The sequence below is a fragment of the Actinomyces timonensis DSM 23838 genome (genome assembly GCF_000295095.1).
Classification (GTDB): domain Bacteria; phylum Actinomycetota; class Actinomycetes; order Actinomycetales; family Actinomycetaceae; genus Actinomyces; species Actinomyces timonensis.
Genome location: NZ_JH806632.1, coordinates 737,253 through 754,783, shown reverse-complemented (window position 1 = coordinate 754,783; position 17,531 = coordinate 737,253). Strand labels below are relative to the sequence as shown.

The 17,531-nt window shown below is 71.9% G+C and carries 15 protein-coding genes; 11 read left to right on the top strand and 4 right to left on the bottom strand.

Annotated features, from left to right (window positions below; translation table 11 throughout):
• Positions 1-16: 16 nt before the first annotated feature.
• Complete coding sequence (gene purL, locus A1QA_RS0103390) at positions 17-2,395, top strand: phosphoribosylformylglycinamidine synthase subunit PurL (RefSeq protein WP_017177521.1); 2,379 nt, start codon at positions 17-19, stop codon at positions 2,393-2,395.
• A gap of 156 nt (positions 2,396-2,551) precedes the next feature.
• On the opposite strand, the gene A1QA_RS0103385 is transcribed toward purL, so the two are convergent.
• Positions 2,552-3,271, bottom strand: coding sequence for a hypothetical protein (locus tag A1QA_RS0103385; protein ID WP_154652216.1), 720 nt, complete (start codon positions 3,269-3,271; stop codon positions 2,552-2,554).
• 153 nt (positions 3,272-3,424) lie between these two features.
• Positions 3,425-4,081: a hypothetical protein gene (locus A1QA_RS0103380; protein ID WP_017177519.1), complete on the bottom strand. Its 657-nt coding sequence runs from the start codon at positions 4,079-4,081 to the stop codon at positions 3,425-3,427.
• 190 nt (positions 4,082-4,271) lie between these two features.
• Here A1QA_RS0103380 and A1QA_RS0103375 point away from each other — a divergent pair, with 190 nt between their 5' ends.
• Together A1QA_RS0103375 and A1QA_RS0103370 are read left to right on the top strand one after the other, a co-directional pair.
• Positions 4,272-6,608, top strand: coding sequence for an alpha-amylase family glycosyl hydrolase (locus A1QA_RS0103375; RefSeq protein ID WP_017177518.1), 2,337 nt, complete (start codon positions 4,272-4,274; stop codon positions 6,606-6,608).
• 225 nt (positions 6,609-6,833) lie between these two features.
• On the top strand, positions 6,834-7,292 hold the full coding sequence (locus A1QA_RS0103370) for a cupin domain-containing protein (protein ID WP_017177517.1): 459 nt from the start codon (positions 6,834-6,836) through the stop codon (positions 7,290-7,292).
• 168 nt (positions 7,293-7,460) lie between these two features.
• Here the strand turns inward: A1QA_RS0103370 and A1QA_RS16430 are convergent, their stop codons facing one another.
• Positions 7,461-7,823 (bottom strand): hypothetical protein, encoded by a 363-nt coding sequence (locus A1QA_RS16430; protein WP_017177516.1) that lies wholly within the window; start codon positions 7,821-7,823, stop codon positions 7,461-7,463.
• A 249-nt stretch (positions 7,824-8,072) separates the two neighbouring features.
• Here A1QA_RS16430 and A1QA_RS16425 point away from each other — a divergent pair, with 249 nt between their 5' ends.
• The 8 genes from A1QA_RS16425 (at position 8,073) to A1QA_RS0103330 (ending at position 16,988) form a co-directional block, all read left to right on the top strand.
• Positions 8,073-8,399, top strand: coding sequence for a hypothetical protein (locus A1QA_RS16425; RefSeq protein ID WP_244266054.1), 327 nt, complete (start codon positions 8,073-8,075; stop codon positions 8,397-8,399).
• A 253-nt stretch (positions 8,400-8,652) separates the two neighbouring features.
• The gene (locus A1QA_RS14850; protein WP_017177514.1) at positions 8,653-9,042 is read left to right on the top strand and encodes an SdpI family protein; all 390 of its coding nucleotides are present in this window, start codon (positions 8,653-8,655) and stop codon (positions 9,040-9,042) included.
• Positions 9,043-9,230: 188 nt separating this feature from the next.
• On the top strand, positions 9,231-10,568 hold the full coding sequence (gdhA, locus tag A1QA_RS0103355) for an NADP-specific glutamate dehydrogenase (RefSeq protein ID WP_017177513.1): 1,338 nt from the start codon (positions 9,231-9,233) through the stop codon (positions 10,566-10,568).
• A 247-nt stretch (positions 10,569-10,815) separates the two neighbouring features.
• Positions 10,816-11,586: a DeoR/GlpR family DNA-binding transcription regulator gene (locus A1QA_RS0103350; RefSeq protein ID WP_017177512.1), complete on the top strand. Its 771-nt coding sequence runs from the start codon at positions 10,816-10,818 to the stop codon at positions 11,584-11,586.
• A complete protein-coding gene (locus tag A1QA_RS0103345) occupies positions 11,583-12,587 on the top strand; it encodes a 1-phosphofructokinase family hexose kinase (protein WP_017177511.1) in 1,005 nt (334 codons plus the stop codon). Before A1QA_RS0103350 ends, A1QA_RS0103345 begins: the two co-directional genes overlap by 4 nt.
• Positions 12,588-12,689: 102 nt before the next feature.
• A complete protein-coding gene (locus A1QA_RS0103340; RefSeq protein WP_017177510.1) occupies positions 12,690-14,792 on the top strand; it encodes a PTS fructose transporter subunit IIABC in 2,103 nt (700 codons plus the stop codon).
• A 189-nt stretch (positions 14,793-14,981) separates the two neighbouring features.
• Positions 14,982-15,323, top strand: a complete 342-nt coding sequence (locus tag A1QA_RS0103335) for a sterol carrier family protein (protein ID WP_425265727.1) — start codon at positions 14,982-14,984, stop codon at positions 15,321-15,323.
• A gap of 45 nt (positions 15,324-15,368) precedes the next feature.
• The gene (locus A1QA_RS0103330; RefSeq protein ID WP_017177508.1) at positions 15,369-16,988 is read left to right on the top strand and encodes an RNB domain-containing ribonuclease; all 1,620 of its coding nucleotides are present in this window, start codon (positions 15,369-15,371) and stop codon (positions 16,986-16,988) included.
• A 94-nt stretch (positions 16,989-17,082) separates the two neighbouring features.
• Here A1QA_RS0103330 and A1QA_RS13235 read toward each other — a convergent pair.
• Positions 17,083-17,531: IS30 family transposase (locus A1QA_RS13235; protein WP_017177507.1), on the bottom strand; the 449-nt coding region annotated here is incomplete at its 5' end.

Here is a 17,531-nt window from a genome sequence, read left to right as displayed (position 1 = left end):
ATCCAGGAGCAGCCGTATGGCGCACTCAGCCCGCACCGCCGACCCAGCCCCCCGCCCCGTCGAGCACCCCGACACCGTCTCCGACGCCGCGGCGACCCCCGATCAGGAGATGCCCTGGGCCGAGCTCGGCCTCAAGGCCGACGAGTACGAGGACATCAAGCGCCTCCTCGGGCGCCGCCCCACCAATGCCGAGCTCGCCATGTACTCCGTCATGTGGTCCGAGCACTGCTCCTACAAGTCCTCCAAGAAGCACCTGGGGCAGTTCGGCGCCAAAGTCACTCCGCGGATGAGGGAGCACCTGCTCGTCGGCATGGGGGAGAACGCCGGCGTCGTCGACATCGGCGACGGCTGGGCGGTCACCTACAAGGTCGAGTCCCACAACCACCCCAGCTACGTCGAGCCCTACCAGGGCGCCGCTACCGGCGTCGGTGGGATCGTGCGCGACATCATCTCCATGGGCGCCCGGCCCGTGGCCGTCATGGACCAGCTGCGCTTCGGCGCCGTCGACCACCCGGACACCGCCCGCGTCGTCCACGGGGTCGTGGCCGGGGTGGGCGGCTACGGCAACTGCCTCGGCCTGCCCAACATCGGCGGTGAGACCGAGTTCGACCCCTCCTACCAGGAGAACCCCCTCGTCAACGCCCTGTGCGTGGGCGTCCTGCGGCACGAGGACATCCACCTGGCCAACGCCTCGGGCGCGGGCAACAAGGTCATTCTCTTCGGCGCGCGCACTGGTGGCGACGGTATCGGCGGCGCCTCCATCCTGGCGTCGGAGTCCTTCGAGGACGGCATGCCCGCCAAGCGCCCGAGCGTCCAGGTGGGCGACCCCTTCATGGAGAAGGTCCTCATCGAGTGCTGCCTCGACCTGTTCTCCGGCGGCCTCGTGCTGGGCATCCAGGACCTCGGCGCCGCCGGCATCTCCTGCGCCACCAGCGAGCTCGCCTCCAACGGCGACGGCGGCATGCACGTGGACCTGGAGAACGTCCTCCTGCGCGACCCCACCCTCACCGCGGGCGAGATCCTCATGAGCGAGTCGCAGGAGCGCATGATGGCGGTCGTCGCCCCGGACAAGCTCGACGACTTCATGGCCGTCATCGACAAGTGGGACGTCGAGGCCGCCGTCATCGGAGAGGTCAACGGCTCCGGCCGCCTGACCATCGACCACTTCGGCGAGCGGATCGTCGACGTCGACCCGAAGACGGTCGCCCACGAGGGCCCCACCTATGACCGCCCCTACGCGCGCCCCGCCTGGCAGGACGAGCTCAACGCGGACACCACCGCCCGCCTGCCCCGCCCCGAGACGGCTGAGGCCCTGGCCGAGGAGGTGCGAGCGGTGGTCACCAGCCCCAACCAGGCCTCTCCCGCCTGGGTCACCGACCAGTACGACCGCTTCGTGCGCGGTGACACGGCCCTCGCCCAGCCCGACGACGCCGGCGTCATCCGCGTCGACGAGGCCACCGGCCGGGGGGTGGCCATCGCCACCGACGCCAACGGCCGCTTCACCAAGCTCGACCCCGCCACAGGGGCCGCCCAGGCCCTGGCCGAGTCCTACCGCAACGTGTGCACCGTGGGGGCCACGCCCCGCGCCGTCTCCGACTGCCTCAACTTCGGCTCCCCGGAGGACCCCGACGCCATGTGGCAGCTTGTCGAGGCCATCACGGGCCTGGCCGACGCGTGCCAGGAGATGGGCATTCCCGTCACCGGGGGCAACGTCTCCCTCTACAACTCCCACGGCAAGGTCAAGGGCCTGCCCGACTCCTCCATCAACCCCACCCCCGTCGTCTGCGTGCTCGGAGTCATGGACGATGTGCGCCGCGCCAACCCCTCAGGCTGGCACGAGGAGGGCCTGGCCATCGTCATGCTTGGCGCCACCGCCGACGAGCTCGACGGCTCGGCCTGGTCCCGCGTCATCCACGACCACCTCGGCGGCGTGCCCCCGCGCGTGGACCTGGCCGCGGAGATGGCGCTCGGCCGCGTCCTCGTGGCCCTGTCCGAGGCTGACGGCCCCGACGGCGCCCGGCTCGTGCGGGCCGCCCACGACTGCTCCACCGGCGGGCTCATCCAGACGCTCGTGGATTCCTGCCTGCGCTTCGGCGTCGGCGCCTCCGTCGACCTGGCCTCCCTTCCCGGCGAGGGGCTCGACGATGCCACCGCGCTCCTGTCCGAGACCGGTGCCCGCGCCGTCATCGCCGTGCCCGAGGGGCTGCTGCCCGCCGTCGAGGCCGCGGCCGCCGCGGAGGACGTGCCCTTCGCCCGCATCGGCACCACTGGCGGGGACCTCCTCGTCGTCACCGGAACCGACATCCTGTCCGACGGCGGCGCGGGCCGCCCGCTCATCCTTGACCTGGACGAGCTCGGCCAGGAGGCGCGAGGCACGCTACCGGCCCTCTTCTGAGGGAAGCTGAGCCGCGTTGGTGGCCGCCGTCGCGCTGGGCGCGACGGCGGCCACCTCGCTTCAGAGGTCGAGGACCAGGCGCAGGCCGTCGTCGACCCTTGGAGTGCGGCGAACAGGAGGCGGTGCCGCCGTCGTCACCTTCATGGATACAACGGGTTATACCCCTGTGGGGGAGAGATCCTGCTGGATGAAGTCAGACGTGGGGGGCTGCTTGCGCCAGTCCTTGGAGGCCTGGAGGGCGAGGAGGCAGATGGTCGCCGTCGCCAGGCCGACGCCGACCATGAGCTCGAAGGCGAGGTAGGGGTTGAACTCGGCGCTCCTGGGCACGGCCGCGGACGAGTGGTATCCCAGGGCGTCGTACGGCATGAGGGGAATGATGAGATCGCGGGAGATGGTCAGCACCGCCTGAGTGATCGCCGCGCCCAGGAGAATCACGTACCCGCTCCTCTTCAGGAAAGTGATCCCCGTGGTCAGCAGCGCGATGGCGGTGGAGAACACCGCGAAGGCGTAGACGAGGAACAGCCCGGACAGAAGAGGAGTGCTATCCGAATTGTCGCTGAAATCGATCGAGAGGGCGATATTGAACAGCCCGAGAAGGAGACCGAGACCCCCGCTGATCATGGCCAGGACGCAGGCGGCGGTCACTGTGCCGGGGCGGGCGGGGCCCGGGCGCATGGCGGGAATCGGCGCCGGGGCGAAGGGCACTGGCACGAGCATCATCGGCTGCTGGGCGGGATAACCGCCGTAAGGGGCGCCGGGCCCCGGGGCGGCCGGTGGGTTGCCCGGGGCGGGCGAGTAGCCCGGGCCATAGGCAGGCTGGCCGGGAAGGGGCTGGCCGGAAGCGTACGGCTGCTGAGGGGGGTAGGGGGTTGTCATGGTGCGTCCTTCATCATCGCGCTCGTTGTCTGTCGTATGCCGCCCGCCGAGCGACTGCCCGGACCTACCGGGAACGGCGCGGAATCGAAGCAGCTCGAATAGGACGAGGCGCGCCGCACAGGGGATCCCCCGTGCGGCGCGCGCTGGCCCGAGCTACTTGCGCCAGTTCTTCGAGGCCGCGTTCGCGAGCAGGATCATGGTTGCAAAAGCCAGGCCGAGCCCGATGAGGAGGTTGAAGACAGTGCCCCCGTTGAATTTGAGGCTGCTGGGAATATCGGAGGAGTCGATCCCGAGGATTCCCGGCAGTATGAGCGGGTAGATGATGTCATTGAAGAATGTCAGCACGGCCTGGGCGATGGCGGCGCCCAGGAGAATCCCGTATCCCTTGCCCTTGAGGAAGGTGATCCCGGTGGTCAGCAGTGCCACAGCGGTGATGAGCACCCCGAACCCGATCAAGTAGTTGATCGTCATCAGGGTGCCCAGGGCGTCCTCGAGCGCCGTGCGGGAGGTCGCCGTGTCAATGGCCGACGTGCCGATGATCACGAGGATGGACACGATGAGCCCCAGGCCACCGCTGATGATGCCGAGCACCGAGGCCGCCGTCGCGGTGCCCGGGCGGGTCGGTCCCATCGCCTGCGGGTAGGCCATCGACGGGTAGGCCCCCATGGGCTGCTGCGCGTAGGGAGCGGCCTCGTAGGGGGACTGGGGCATCCCGGCCTGCGCGTAGCCGGGCTGGCCCGCCGACGGCACTGAGGGCTGGGGATAGGGCTGGTAGGGCTGCTGGGGAGCGTATGGGGACTGATCAGTCATGGAATCGATCCTTCTGTGTGATATGCCAAGATGATTCAAGCCTGCCCACTCCGGTGCGTCAAGGAGCGCAGGCCTCCAGCGTGGCTCCATCGGGAGCGCTCCCCCGGGCCCGGGCGGGCGGCCCGCTTTCTCGCCGTCGGGCGCCCCGCCCCACAGGAGACTCTCAGGGGCGCCTGGCAGGCTCGCGCCCATGACACACCCCACCCCTGTCAACGAATCCTCCTGGGCGGGCGCCACCTGGCCGCTCGGAACCCACCTCGGCCCCGACGGCGTGACCGTCGCCGTCTACGCCCCGGCCGCCACCCGCCTCCAGCTCGAGGTCTACCCCGAGGCCCTCGGGGCGACGGCATCGAGCACCTTCCTGCCCGCGCGCGGCGAGGACGGCGTCTGGCGCGCCCAGATCGCGGGCCTCGAGGCCGGCGCCCTCCTCGGCTGGCGCGCCTGGGGCCCCAACTGGCCCTACGACCCCTCCTGGACGCCCGGCTCCGCCACCGGCTTCATCGCCGACCTCGACGAGCAGGGCAACCGATTCAACCCCAACAAGGTCCTCTTCGACCCCTACTCCCGCGAGATCACCCACACCGTCTACACCGACCGCCTGGCCGACTACGGTGTCAACGACGGCGTCTTCGGCACCGGCGGCGACGACGTCGACGGCGTCCCGCGCCGCCAGATCGACACCGCCCCCTACGCCCCCAAGGGCATCGTCCTGCCCGAGGACGCCGCCCACACCGCCACCGCCCCGAAGCCCCACCTGCCCGCCGAGCAGGCCATCGTCTACGAGGCCAGCGTCAAGCAGCTCACCGGCCACCCCTCCGCCGCGCGCCTGCGCGACCTCCTCGCCGGTGAGTCCGGCTTCGAGGACGTCGCCGACATCCCCGCAGAGTTCCAGGGCACCTACAAGGGCGCCGGCATGCTCGCCCCCTACCTCAAAGCGGCCGGCTTCACCGCCGTCGAGCTCCTGCCCGTCCACGAGACCAACGCCTCGGAGTCCGGGCGCGAGGGCAAGACGAACGCCTGGGGCTACATGACCCTGTCCTTCTTCGCCCCCAACCGCCAGTACTCCGCGGACAAGGGCTGGGGCGGCCCCACCCGGGAGTTCACCGAGATGGTCGACGCCTTCCACGCCGCGGGCATCGAGGTCTACCTCGACGTCGTCTACAACCACACCGCCGAGGGCGGCAACTGGGGAGGCGACGTCAACACCGTCGGCTTCACCAGCCTGGGCGGCTTCGCCACCGCCGAGTACTACCAGATGACGACGGACAAGATCCTCGTCGACGGCGCCACCGGCACCTCCAACCAGATCAACTACTCCTCCCCGGTGGCCCGCCAGCTCGTCCTGGACTCCCTGCGCCACTGGTGCACCGACATGGGCGTGGACGGATTCCGCTTCGACCTGGCCACCGTGCTCGGCCGCATGCCCGCCGACGCCGCCGCCGACGACTGGGGCAACCTCAAGCGCTTCTTCAACGAGCACCCGCTGCTCACCGGCATCGCCGATCTCGCCTCCGAGCAGGACATCGAGGTCATCGCCGAGGCCTGGGACCTGTGGGGCTACGAGGTCGGCAACTTCCCGCGCGGCTGGGGAGAGTGGAACGGCCGCTACCGCGACGCCGTGCGCCGCTTCGCCAAGGGCGACGGCAACACGGGCGCCTTCATCGAGGTCGTCAACGGCGACTACAACCACTTCAACGACAACGGCGGCCCCCAGAAGTCCGTCAACTTCCTCGTCGCCCACGACGGCTTCAACCTCGCCGACCTCGTGAGCTACCCCGCCAAGAACAACGGCCAGCCCGCCCCCTTCGGCCCCTCCGACGGTGGCAACGACGACAACATGTCCTGGGACTCCGGCGGCGACCAGGCGCTGCGCCGCCAGCGGCTGCGCAACTTCTGGGCGATCCTCATGCTCTCGCGCGGCGTGCCCATGGTGGTGGCCGGCGACGAGATGGGCCGCACCCAGAACGGCAACAACAACCCCTGGGCCATCGACACCATCGCCATGCGCAACAACTACGCGATGCTGGCCACGAACGACCCCCAGGGCGTGCCCGTCGAGGCCGACGTCGAGGCCTCCTACCACGACAACCTCGGCGCCTTCGACGCGCCCAGCGGCAGCGTCAACCCGCTGTTCCGCTTCGCGCGATCCCTCATGCGCCTGCGCCGCGAGCACCCCGCCCTGCACCAGGCCGCCTGGGGCGATGAGCGGGTCGGCGGCGACGACGTCTCCTACCTCTTCCGCACCCCGACTGGCGAGGGCTCCCCACAGGAGGGCGACCGCGCCCTGCGGATCCTCATCGACGCCCCCGGCGAGGCCTTCTGCGCCATGATCAACATGGCCGGCGACGCCGTCGCCTTCGAGGTGCCGGGCGACGAGGGCGGGGTCCAGTGGCGGCGCGTCGCCGACACAGCCGCCTGGGCCGAGCCCGAGTGCAACTGCTGGCCCGAGGAGACCGGGCAGGTGCTCGACGGCGAGGTCGTCGTCGCCCCCTGGTCCGTCGTCGTCGCCCACGCCGTCAAGGCCTGAGCCGCCTCGAGCGCGAGCCGGGCTGAGGGCTCGTCATCGTGGGGCCGCCCCTTGTGGGGCGGCCCCACTTCTGTTCCTCCCGGGTGCCCGGGGCTCCCCGGCCGGCGCGGGTGGCCCTGACGGGGCCTGGCGGCGCCGCCGTCGGGCGCCTAGCGTGTCGCACGCGAGAGGGGAACGGGCGGGAAGCCCGCCGCCCCAGTTGCATGAGGACAACGAGGAGAAGCCATGAGCAGCACCAGCGACTCGACCACCACCCCGGATCCCGCCTTCGAGGCCGCCAACATCTTCGGCACCGGCGAGCCGAACACCGGCTTCGCCCAGTACTTCACCGGGCCGTCGTTCCTGCGGGCGATCATCGACGACCCCGAGTGCGCCGTCGGCGTCCACAACGTCACCTTCGCCCCCGGATGCCGCAACAACTGGCACATCCATCACGCCACCAGCGGCGGCGGGCAGGTGCTCCTGTGCACCGCCGGCTCGGGCTGGTACCAGGAGGAGAACTCGGACCCGGTGCCTATGCGGCCCGGCACGGCGGTCTTCGCACGGGCCGGCGTCAAGCACTGGCACGGTGCCGCGGCCGACTCGTGGTTCAGCCACATCGCGCTCGCGGTCCCCGGCGAGGGCACCTCCAACGAATGGCTCGAGCCCGTCGACGACGACTTCTACGCCTCCCTCGGCGCCTGACGAGGGGCTCCACGCTCCCGGCTGTCAATTCTGCGGCCGTCGGCTTCCGACGCCGTCGCATCCCCTGAGGGAAACCGCATGATTCCAACGGTTCTCCCTTCCCGTTGTGCAAGGCTCGCCGTCGACGGCAGCAGAATTGACACCTACCGCCGAGAATCTGCCCTGTCGTCAACGAGAGAGGCTGAAAGGCCCAGGCCCTCGGGGGATGAGGCGCGTCGCGTGCGGATGAGCGGCGACGACGGCGAGGACCTCTGCCACGAATCTTCCTGACCGCACCTGCCTCCCGGTGAAACGGATGAGGGTGAGCCCAAGACGCGCCACATCGCGGCTGCGGGAGTCGTCCTGCTCAAGCGACCACATATCCGAGTGGTAGTCGAAACCGTCGAGTTCGACGATCAACCAGCCGTTCACCACCAGGTCGACCTCGCCGACGCCGCGGATGACGACGCCCTCGTCGACTTCGAGCCCAGCCGCTCGTAGACGCAGCCGGGCAAGAGTCTCGATCGGGCTGCGAGATCGAGTGGACGCCATTGCGAGTCGACGACGACCCGTGTCGAATCGAGAGGGCGCGAGAAGGGCCGCAAGCTCGGGGAGAGTGATCGTGCCCTGTTTCAGTGGCGCATCGGCCACGACGATGGCCAGTTCGTCGTCCGGGTCCCATTGCAGGAGGTCAGCGACGGCCTCGGCGAGTGGAAGGACGGGATAGGCGGTGGGCTCCGGAAGAACGAGCCCCCGTCTGCTCCGGAGGTGCTCGCGGCCCAGCAGGCGCGTCTTGGTGCCATGAGGAACGACAATCGTGATTGGCCCGAGGCGGCTGGGCAGGGGGAGACGGTGATGGGCGGCAGCGTGCTGGCCAGCGATGAGTCCTCCGTGGATCCGGGCGAGGAGGACGAGGCGACTGCAACCAGGGAGTGCGAGTGTTCCATGCTGATGGAGCTCGAGGTCGCCGCGATCGACGAGGGCATCGATGCGCCGTCGTTCCGCGCGGGTCAGATGGAGGGCGGCACGGCGGACGGCGCCGTGGCAATCGCGCACGCGTGTGAGGAGCCGCTGATCGGGATCGGAGGCCTTCGTGGGGGTTGGGGCCATGGGAGGAGTCTCCCCTGATCCGGGCTGGCGCGCCCTGGTTTCGGTGGGGGCTCTCGATGCCGTGGGCGCTTCTGGCTGTCAATTCTGCGGCCGTCGGCTTCCGATGCTCTCGCATCCCCTGGGGAGAACCGCATGATTCCAAGGGTTCTAATGTTCCGTTGTACAGGGCTCGCCGTCGACGGCAGCAGAATTGACACTGTCGGCAGTCTTGGCGGCGTCGGGGCCTCCCTGGTGTCCCATGCGGGCTCGACGGCGGTGGGAGACTGGGGGCATGAGCGCGAATGCTGTCATCGCCGCTGTTCTCGCCGTCGTCTTGTGCGCCGCGGCACTGGTTCTGGGCTGGGTCGCCTTCGCCGCCGCCCGGGACCGCCTCCCGCGCCAGCACTGGGCGGGCGTGAGGACCGTCTGGTCCCTGGCCGCCGACGACTCGTGGTACGCCGCGCAGCGGGCCAGCGCCCCAGCCACGCGGTCGACCGCCTGGGCCTTCGGCATCGCCGGGCTCCTTGAGGCGGTGGCCGCGCTGGAGCCGGACTGGATGCCGCTCGCCGTCGTCGCCGCCATCCCCCTGGCGGCCTGCGCGTTGGGGGTCCTCTACAGCTGGCTGGGGTGGAAGGCCGCGCGGATCGCCGTCAGCGCGCTGGAGCGTGAGAACCGCCGGTGAACGCCGGGGCCGCCGGGGCCCCGCGCGGACGGAGCGGCGGCTGGCTGCCGGGTGTGACCCGCGTCCTAGAAAGGTCGCGGACTGAGATCATTCATCTCAGCGAAACGTGGCGGTGGAACTCTTGAATCCGGCACCGAGGCAGAAGCCCGGTGCGATTGTGAGGACGCGAATACGCGAAGGAGTCCGTCATGGCTGAAGTCGTCGAGAAGGTCTATGAGCAGGTGGTCGCCCGCAACCGCGGGGAGACCGAGTTCCACCAGGCGGTGCGCGAGGTGCTGGACTCCCTCGCCCCCGTCATCGCCAAGCACCCGCACTACGCCGAGGGCGCGCTGCTGGAGCGCATCGTGGAGCCCGAGCGCCAGCTCATGTTCCGCGTCCCGTGGGTCGACGACGCCGGCAACGTCCAGGTCAACCGCGGCTTCCGCATCGAGTTCAACTCCGCCCTGGGCCCCTATAAGGGCGGCCTGCGCTTCCACCCCAGCGTCAACGCCGGCATCATCAAGTTCCTCGGCTTCGAGCAGATCTTCAAGAACGCTCTGACCAACCAGGCCATCGGCGGTGGCAAGGGCGGCTCCGACTTCGACCCCCACGGCCGCTCCGACGCCGAGGTCATGCGCTTCTGCCAGTCCTTCATGACCGAGCTCTCCCGCCACATCGGCCCGAGCACGGATGTGCCCGCCGGTGACATCGGCGTGGGCGGCCGCGAGATCGGATTCCTCTTCGGCCAGTACAAGCGGCTGCGCAACTCCTACGACGCCGGCGTCCTCACCGGCAAGGGCCTGGGCTGGGGCGGCTCGCTCGTGCGCACCGAGGCCACCGGTTACGGCACCGTCCTGTTCGCCCAGTCCATGCTCGCCACCAAGGGCGAGTCCCTCGAGGGCAAGAAGGTCGCGGTCTCCGGCTCTGGGAACGTCGCCATCTACGCCATCGAGAAGGCCCAGCAGCTCGGCGCCACCCCGATCACCTTCTCCGACTCCTCCGGCTACGTCGTCGACGAGGCCGGTGTCGACCTCGACCTCCTCAAGCAGGTCAAGGAGGTCGAGCGCGGCCGCGTCGCCGACTACGTCTCCCGCAGGCCCGGCGCCCGCCTCGTCACCGAGGGCCGCGTCTGGGATGTCCCGGTCGACGTCGCCCTGCCCTGCGCCACCCAGAACGAGCTCGACGGCGAGAACGCCGCCACGCTGCTGCGGGGTGGCTGCGCCGTCGTCGCCGAGGGGGCCAACATGCCCTCGACCCCCGAGGCCATCGAGGCGTTCCAGGCCGCCGGCATCCTCTACGCCCCCGGCAAGGCCGCCAACGCCGGTGGTGTGGCGACCTCCGCCCTCGAGATGGAGCAGAACGCCGGCCGCACCCGCTGGAGCTTCGAGACCGCCGAGGCCAAGCTCACCGACATCATGACCGACATCCACGACTCCTGCGTGGCCGCCGCGGAGGAGTACGGCCGCCCCGGCGACTACGTCCTCGGCGCCAACGCCGCCGGCTTCACCCGTGTCGCCGACGTCATGATCGCTCACGGCATCGTCTGAGCGGACGACCCTGCCGGATCGGCGGTCCCTCGCTGACCGACCCGGCTCTCGACGGCGCCCGTCACCTCGCGCAGGTGGCGGGCGCCGTCGTTGTCGCCGCCCAGCAGGTGTATGATGTGGATCACATGACGTGACGCCCGAACGGGCGTAATCTTGTGCCCGTTAAGGCGCACATTCCGCTTCGAATGCCCGAACGGGCGTACGGGGGTATGCGCGCATCCATGACAGCGTCGTCGAGGAGGGCAGCGTGAACGCCGACCAGCGCCAATCCAGCATCGCCGCCGCCGTCGCGCGCGAGGGCCGCGTGCACGTCACCGAGCTCGCCACCCGCTACGGCGTCACCGTCGAGACGATCCGCCGCGACCTCAGCGCCCTCGACCGCGCCGGAGCGCTGCGCAAGGTCCACGGCGGCGCCGTCCCCGCCCCCGTCAGCGCCTCGCCTGAGACGGGCGTCGCCGAGCGCGAGCTCGCGGCCGCCCCCGCCAAGGCCGCCATCGCCGCGGCGGCCCTCGAGGCCCTGGCCCCCGAGGAGGGGATGACCCTCCTCCTCGACGCCGGGACCACCACCGCCGCGCTCGCCCGCCTCCTGCCCGTGGGCCTCGGCCTGCGCGTCATCACCGACTCCCTGCTCATAGCCTCCCTCCTCGCCCCCCGCGACGGCATCAGCATGCGCGTCCTGGGAGGGCAGGTCCGCGGCATCACGCAGGCCGCCGTCGGCCCCGAGGCCCTCGATGCCCTCGCCCGCCTGCGGGTCGACGCCGCCATCCTCGGTACCAACGGGATCAGCGCCGAGCATGGGCTGTCCACGCCCGACCCGGACGAGGCGGCCGTCAAACGCGCCATGGTCCGCGCCGGGCGCCGCGTCATCGCCCTGGCCGACGCCGCCAAGATCGGCCAGGAGCACCTCGTCTCCTTCGCCGACACCGCCGATATCGACCTCCTCATCACCAACGCCCCCCTGCCCGACCCTCTCGCCAGCCAGCTCGCCACCACAGGAACCGAGGCCCGCATCGCATGATCGTCACACTCACCCCCAACCCCTCACTCGACCGCACCGTCGCCCTGCCCGGCCCCCTCGTGCGCGGCGGCGTCAACCGCCTCACCAGCGTCGTCACCGACCCCGGCGGCAAGGGCGTCAACGTCGCCCGCGTCCTGGTCTCCTCCGGCCTGGAGGTCACCACCGTCCTGCCCGCCGCCGAGCACGACCCCCTGCGCGCCGCGCTCGACGCCGTCGCCCAGCCCGGCCTGACCGTCACCGCCGTCACCGTGCCGGGCGCCGCGCGCGTCAACACCGCCGTCACCGAGCCCGACGGAACCACCACCAAGATCAACGAGCCCGGCGCCGAGCTCGGCGAGGCCGAGCGCACCGCTATCGAGAAGGCCCTGCTCGCCGCCGTCGAGGCTGGGGGCCGGACGGGGGAGGGCGACAGCGCCGGGTGGGCGATCCTCTCCGGCTCACTGCCGCCCGGCGCCCCCACCGACTGGTACGCCCGGCTCGTCGCCCTGCTGCGCCCCACGGGCGCGAGCATCGCCGTCGACACCTCTGACGCGCCGCTCGCCGCCCTGGCCGCCGCGCTGCCGGACGCCGCCCCCGACCTCATCAAGCCCAACGGCGAGGAGCTCGGGCAGCTCGCCGGACTGCCCGCCGAGCGCGCCATGGCCCTGGAGGACGGCGCTCTCGCCGGGGATCTCGCGCCCGTCGTCGACGCCGCCCGCGTCCTCGTCGACCGGGGCGTCACCGCCGTCATGGCCACCCTCGGGCCCGCTGGGGGAGTGCTCGTGACCGCCGAGGGCGCCTGGCACGCCCCGGCCCCCGCCATCGACGTCGTCTCCACGGTGGGGGCGGGCGACTCGTCCGTCGCCGGCTACATCCTGGCCGACACCCGCGGGGACGACCCCGCCGACCGCCTGGCCACCGCCATGCTCTACGGCTCCGCCGCTGCCTCCCTGCCCGGAACCACCCTGCCCACCCCCGCCGACCTGCCCGGCGCCCCGCCAGCCGTCACCCGGCTCGCCTGAGCGCCGGGCCGCGAGGCCCGACCCCGACCGCCAACGACCCGCCACCACGACCCACCGCCCCATGCGCCGGCAGCCCGGCGCCCACCGACCCAAGGAAGCACCATGACCGAGACCATCGACACCGGCGGCACCGCGCCGCTCATCATCCCCGAGCTCGTCGCGCTCGACGCCAGCCCCGGCACCGACAAGAGCGACGTCATCACCTACCTGGCCGGCGTCGTCGCCGGGGCCGGGCGCGCTGATGGCCCCGAGGGGCTGGCCACTGACGCGCTGGCCCGCGAGTCCACCGCCCCCACTGGCATCCCCGGGGGCATCGCCATCCCGCACTGCCGCTCCGAGCACGTGCTCGCCGCCAGCCTCGGATTCGCGCGCCTGGCCGAGCCGGTCGACTTCGGCGCCGCCGACGGCCAGGCCGCCGACCTCATCTTCATGATCGCCGCCCCCGCCGGCGCCGACGACATGCACCTCAAGCTCCTGGCCAAGCTCGCCCGCGGCCTCATGCGCACCGACTTCACCGACGCCCTGCGATCCGCGGGCAGCGCCGAGGAGGTCGTCCGGATGGTCACCGAGCAGGTCCAGCCCGAGCTGCTCGAGGACAGCACGGGCGAGGCCGAGGGAGCCGGCGCGCCCGCCGCAGCGGCCGCCCCCGCCGCCTCGGCTGCCGCAGCCGCCCCCGCGAGCGGCGGGGCCGAGCGCGTCATCGTCGGCGCCACCTCTTGCCCCACCGGCATCGCCCACACCTTCATGGCCGCCGAGGCCCTGGAGCAGGCGGGGAAGGACCGCGGCATCACCGTGCGCATCGAGGGCCAGGGCTCGGGCAAGATCGACGCCCTCGACCCCGAGGTCATCGCTCGCGCCGACGCCGTCGTCTTCGCCCACGACCTGCCCATCAAGGGACGCGAGCGCTTCGCCGGAAAGCCGGTGATCGACGTCGGCGTCAAGGCCGCCGTCAACGACGCCGGCTCCCTGGTGGACAAGGCTCTGGCCGCGGCCGACGACCCGAGCGCCGCCCGCGTGCCCGCCGGCGGCGAGTCCAGTGAGGAGAGTGAGGAGGGTTCCGAGCACTGGGCGCGGCGCCTCCAGCGCTCCGTCATGACCGGCGTGTCCTACATGATCCCCTTCGTGGCGGCCGGCGGTCTGCTCATCGCGCTCGGGTCCCTGCTCGGCGGGTACGACATCGCCCTGACCCCGAAGGGGGCCACAGACTCTGTGGCTCAGACGGTGGCCAAGAGCTACACCCTGTGGAACCTGCCCGGTGAGGTGTCGGGAGCCGAGCACTCCACAGGATTCCTGCTCTACGTGGGGTCGGTCCTCCTGCTGCTGGGACAGGCCGCCATGAAGTTCCTGGTGCCGGCGCTGGCCGGATACATCGCCTTCGGCCTGGCCGGGCGTCCCGGCATCGCTCCCGGCTTCGTAATGGGCTTCATCGCCGGCGAGGTGGGGGCCGGGTTCATCGGCGGCCTTGTCGGAGGTATCCTCGCCGGCTACTTCGCGGCTTGGCTCGCCGGCCTGGACGTGCCCCGGTGGTTGCGCGGGCTCATGCCCGTGGTGGTCATCCCGCTGGGCACGACTCTCGTGGTCGGCTCCCTGATGTACATGCTCCTGGGTAAGCCGCTGGCCGCCCTCATGACCAGCCTGCAGAACGGTCTGACCTCCATGTCCGGTGGCGGTTCGGCCGTGGTCCTGGGCGTCATCCTGGGTCTCATGATGTGCTTCGACCTGGGCGGCCCGGTCAACAAGGCCGCCTACCTCTTCGCCACCGCGGGGTTGGACCCGGACGCCCCTGCCACGATGGAGATCATGGCCGCCGTTATGGCCGCCGGCATGGTGCCGCCGCTGGCGATGTCCGCCGCGACCTTCCTGCGCTCGCGGCTGTTCACCAAGGCCGAGATCGAGAACGGGCGCAGCGCCTGGCTGCTGGGGCTGTCCTTCATCTCCGAGGGCGCCATCCCCTTCGCCGCCGCCGACCCGCTGCGCGTCATCCCGGCCACCATGGCCGGCGGCGCGATGACGGGCGCGATGACCATGGCGATGCACGTCGGCTCGCGCGCGCCCCACGGCGGGGTGTTCGTCGCCTTCGCCATCACCAACTTCGGTGGGTTCCTCCTGGCGATCCTGGCCGGGACGGTGGTGTCCACCGCGCTGGTCATCGTCCTCAAGGGCCTCGGCCACCGCAAGGCCGCCGCCGCGGCCGCTGCCGCCTGAGCCCTCAGGCGTCCGGACCGCGCCTTCGCGCCCGCGCCCCGGGTCCCGCTCGCCGTGGCAGCGAGCGGGACCCGGGGCGCGGGTATCTTCGGCCCCATGCCAGCACGACGACGCATCGACCCCGCCGACGGCGCCTCCGCCGTCCGGGCCTGGGCCGCCACCAGTCACCCCGACGGCGCGGCGCCGGGCATGAGCACGGGGAAGGGCACGGGGATGGGCGCGGGAGAGGGGGCCGCCGTCGACAGGCGAACTCTCGCCACCGCCGTGCGCTACACGCTCGAAGAGCTCACCGCCTGCGCGCCCGGTCGCAGCGTCGAGGTGCGCGTCCCGCCCTTCGGGGCCACCCAGGCCGTCGCCGGGACAACGCACCGGCGCGGCACCCCGCCCAGCGTCGTCGAGACCGACGCCGCCACCTGGCTCGCCCTGGCCACCGGCCGCCTCGGCTGGGCCGAGGCGACCGACTCCGGCGCGCTCGCCGCGTCCGGCGAGCGCTGCGACCTCAGCCCCTACCTGCCCCTCATGCGCGCCTGAGGGCATCTCCACCCGCGCGCCCCGCTGGCGCGGTAGGTTCGCTCCATGAGCCGCGCGCGCCTCAGCAGCTTCACCGCCCCTCCCGGACCCGTCGTCGCCGTCCTGGCGGCACTGCGGGAGCGCTACGAGATCCCCGCCGCCGGGGCGGAGGGCTTCCCCGACGACGCCCTCGCCGAGGCCGAGGCGGCCGCCGCCGCATGGGAGGCCGACGGCGCCGCGCGACTCCTCGCCTCCGGCGCCCGCGACGCCCGTGACCTCCCCCTGGTCACCATCGACCCACCCGGCTCCATGGACCTCGACCAGGCCCTCTCCCTGCAGCGCCTCTCCCCCGCAGCGGTCCCGGACGGCGCTCCGGCAGGCGGGGGAGCGAGCGCGCTGCGTGACGCCGTCGCCGACCCTGGCGCGGGGGAGGCCGCCTACCGGGTCTCCTACGCCATCGCGTCCCTGGCCACTTTCGTCACCGCTGGCGGCGCCCTCGACGCCGAGCTCGCCCGCCGCGGTGAGACCGTCTACCTGCCCGACGCCTCCACGCCCCTGCACCCGCCCGTCCTCTCCCATGGCGCCGCCTCCCTCCTGCCCGACGAGGACCGCCCCGCCTGCCTGTGGACCGTCGACCTCGACGCCACGGGCGCCGTCGTCGCCGCGCGGGTGGAGCGTGCCCTCGTGCGCTCGCGGGCCCGGCTCGACTACGCCCAGGTCCAGGCGGCTCTTGACTCCGGCGCCTCCCTGCCCGACCCTGCCCCCGCTGATCTTCCCGCCCTGCTGGCGGCCATCGGCGAGCTGCGGCAGGTCCAGGAGGCCGCCCGGGGAGGCATCTCCCTGCCCGCCCCCGAGCACGAGATCGACCACGACGGCGAGGGGTACCGGCTCGCCTTCCGCGCGCCTGTGGACGCCGAGGGCTTCAACGCGCAGATCTCCCTGCTCACGGGCATCTGCGCCGCGCGGATCATGGGGGCCTGCGGAGTCGGCATCCTGCGCACGATGCCGCCCACCACCGAGGAGGACCAGCGCCGGCTGCGCCGCGCGGCCCGCGCGCTTCGCATCGAGTGGCCCGACCCCCTGCCCTACGCCGAGCTCGTGCGGGGCCTTGACGCCTCCAACCCCGCGCACCTGGCCTTCATGGACCGCGCCCTCACGCTCTTCCGGGGCTCCGGGTATCTCGCGATCCTGCCCGGCGGGGAGCGTCCCGCCGACGGCGATGCCCAGCACGCGGCGATCGCCTCGCGCTATGCCCACGTCACCGCGCCGCTGCGCAGACTCGTCGACCGCTACGGCCTGGAGGCCTGCGTGGCCGCCTGCGCCGGGCAGGCCGCGCCCGACTGGGTGGTGGAGGCGCTGCCTGGCCTGCCCGAGACGATGTCCTCCACGGGGCGGCGCGCGAACGCCGCCAGCCGGGGCGCCGTCGACGCCATCGAGGCCCTTGTCATGGCAGGTCATGAGGGCGAGGTCTTCGACGCCGTCATCACCTCCGAGCGCGACGGGCGCGGCGAGGTCATGCTGCGCGAGCCCGCTGTCGTCGGGGAGATCCGCGCCGCCAAGAAGACGGATGGGAGCCGGGACGGCGGCAAGAGCAGCGGCGCCCTGCCCGTGGGCGAGGCGATCCGGGCGCGCCTGGTCAGCGCCGACGTCGAGGCCGGCCGCACCCGCTTCGAGCTCGCCGACTGACCCCGCCGCCTTCATCGCCTCTCCCTATGAGCGGAACCGGTCTCGTTCCGGCGGGTTCCGGGGGTGAGTGCAGCGCCCGGTGTCGGGGGCGAGTTTAGCCGGTGGTGGGTTGGGCGGTGAGGAAGGCGTTGAGCGCCTGGGCTGGGGTGGCCCAGTGGAGGGTCTTGCGGGGGCGGGTGTTGAGCTCGTCGTGGATGCGCTGGTAGTACTCGTCGCTGGGGGCTGCCAGGTCGGTGCCCTTGGGCAGGTACTGGCGGATCAGGCCGTTGGTGTTCTCGTTGCTGGCGCGCTGCCAGGGGCTGTGGGGGTCGGCGAAGTAGACGTCCATGCCGGTGGCGGTGGTGAAGTCGGCCACGCGGGCCATCTCGCTGCCCTGGTCCCATGTCAGGGCGCGCCTCAGGGCGGCGGGCAGGTCCTGGACCATGCGGGTCAGCTCGTCGGCGACGGTGGGCGAGTCGTGTCTTGTGGGCAGGCGCTTGATCAGCACGATCCTGGTGGAGCGCTCCACCAGGGTGATCGCGGCGCTGCGCGAGCCGGCGCCGA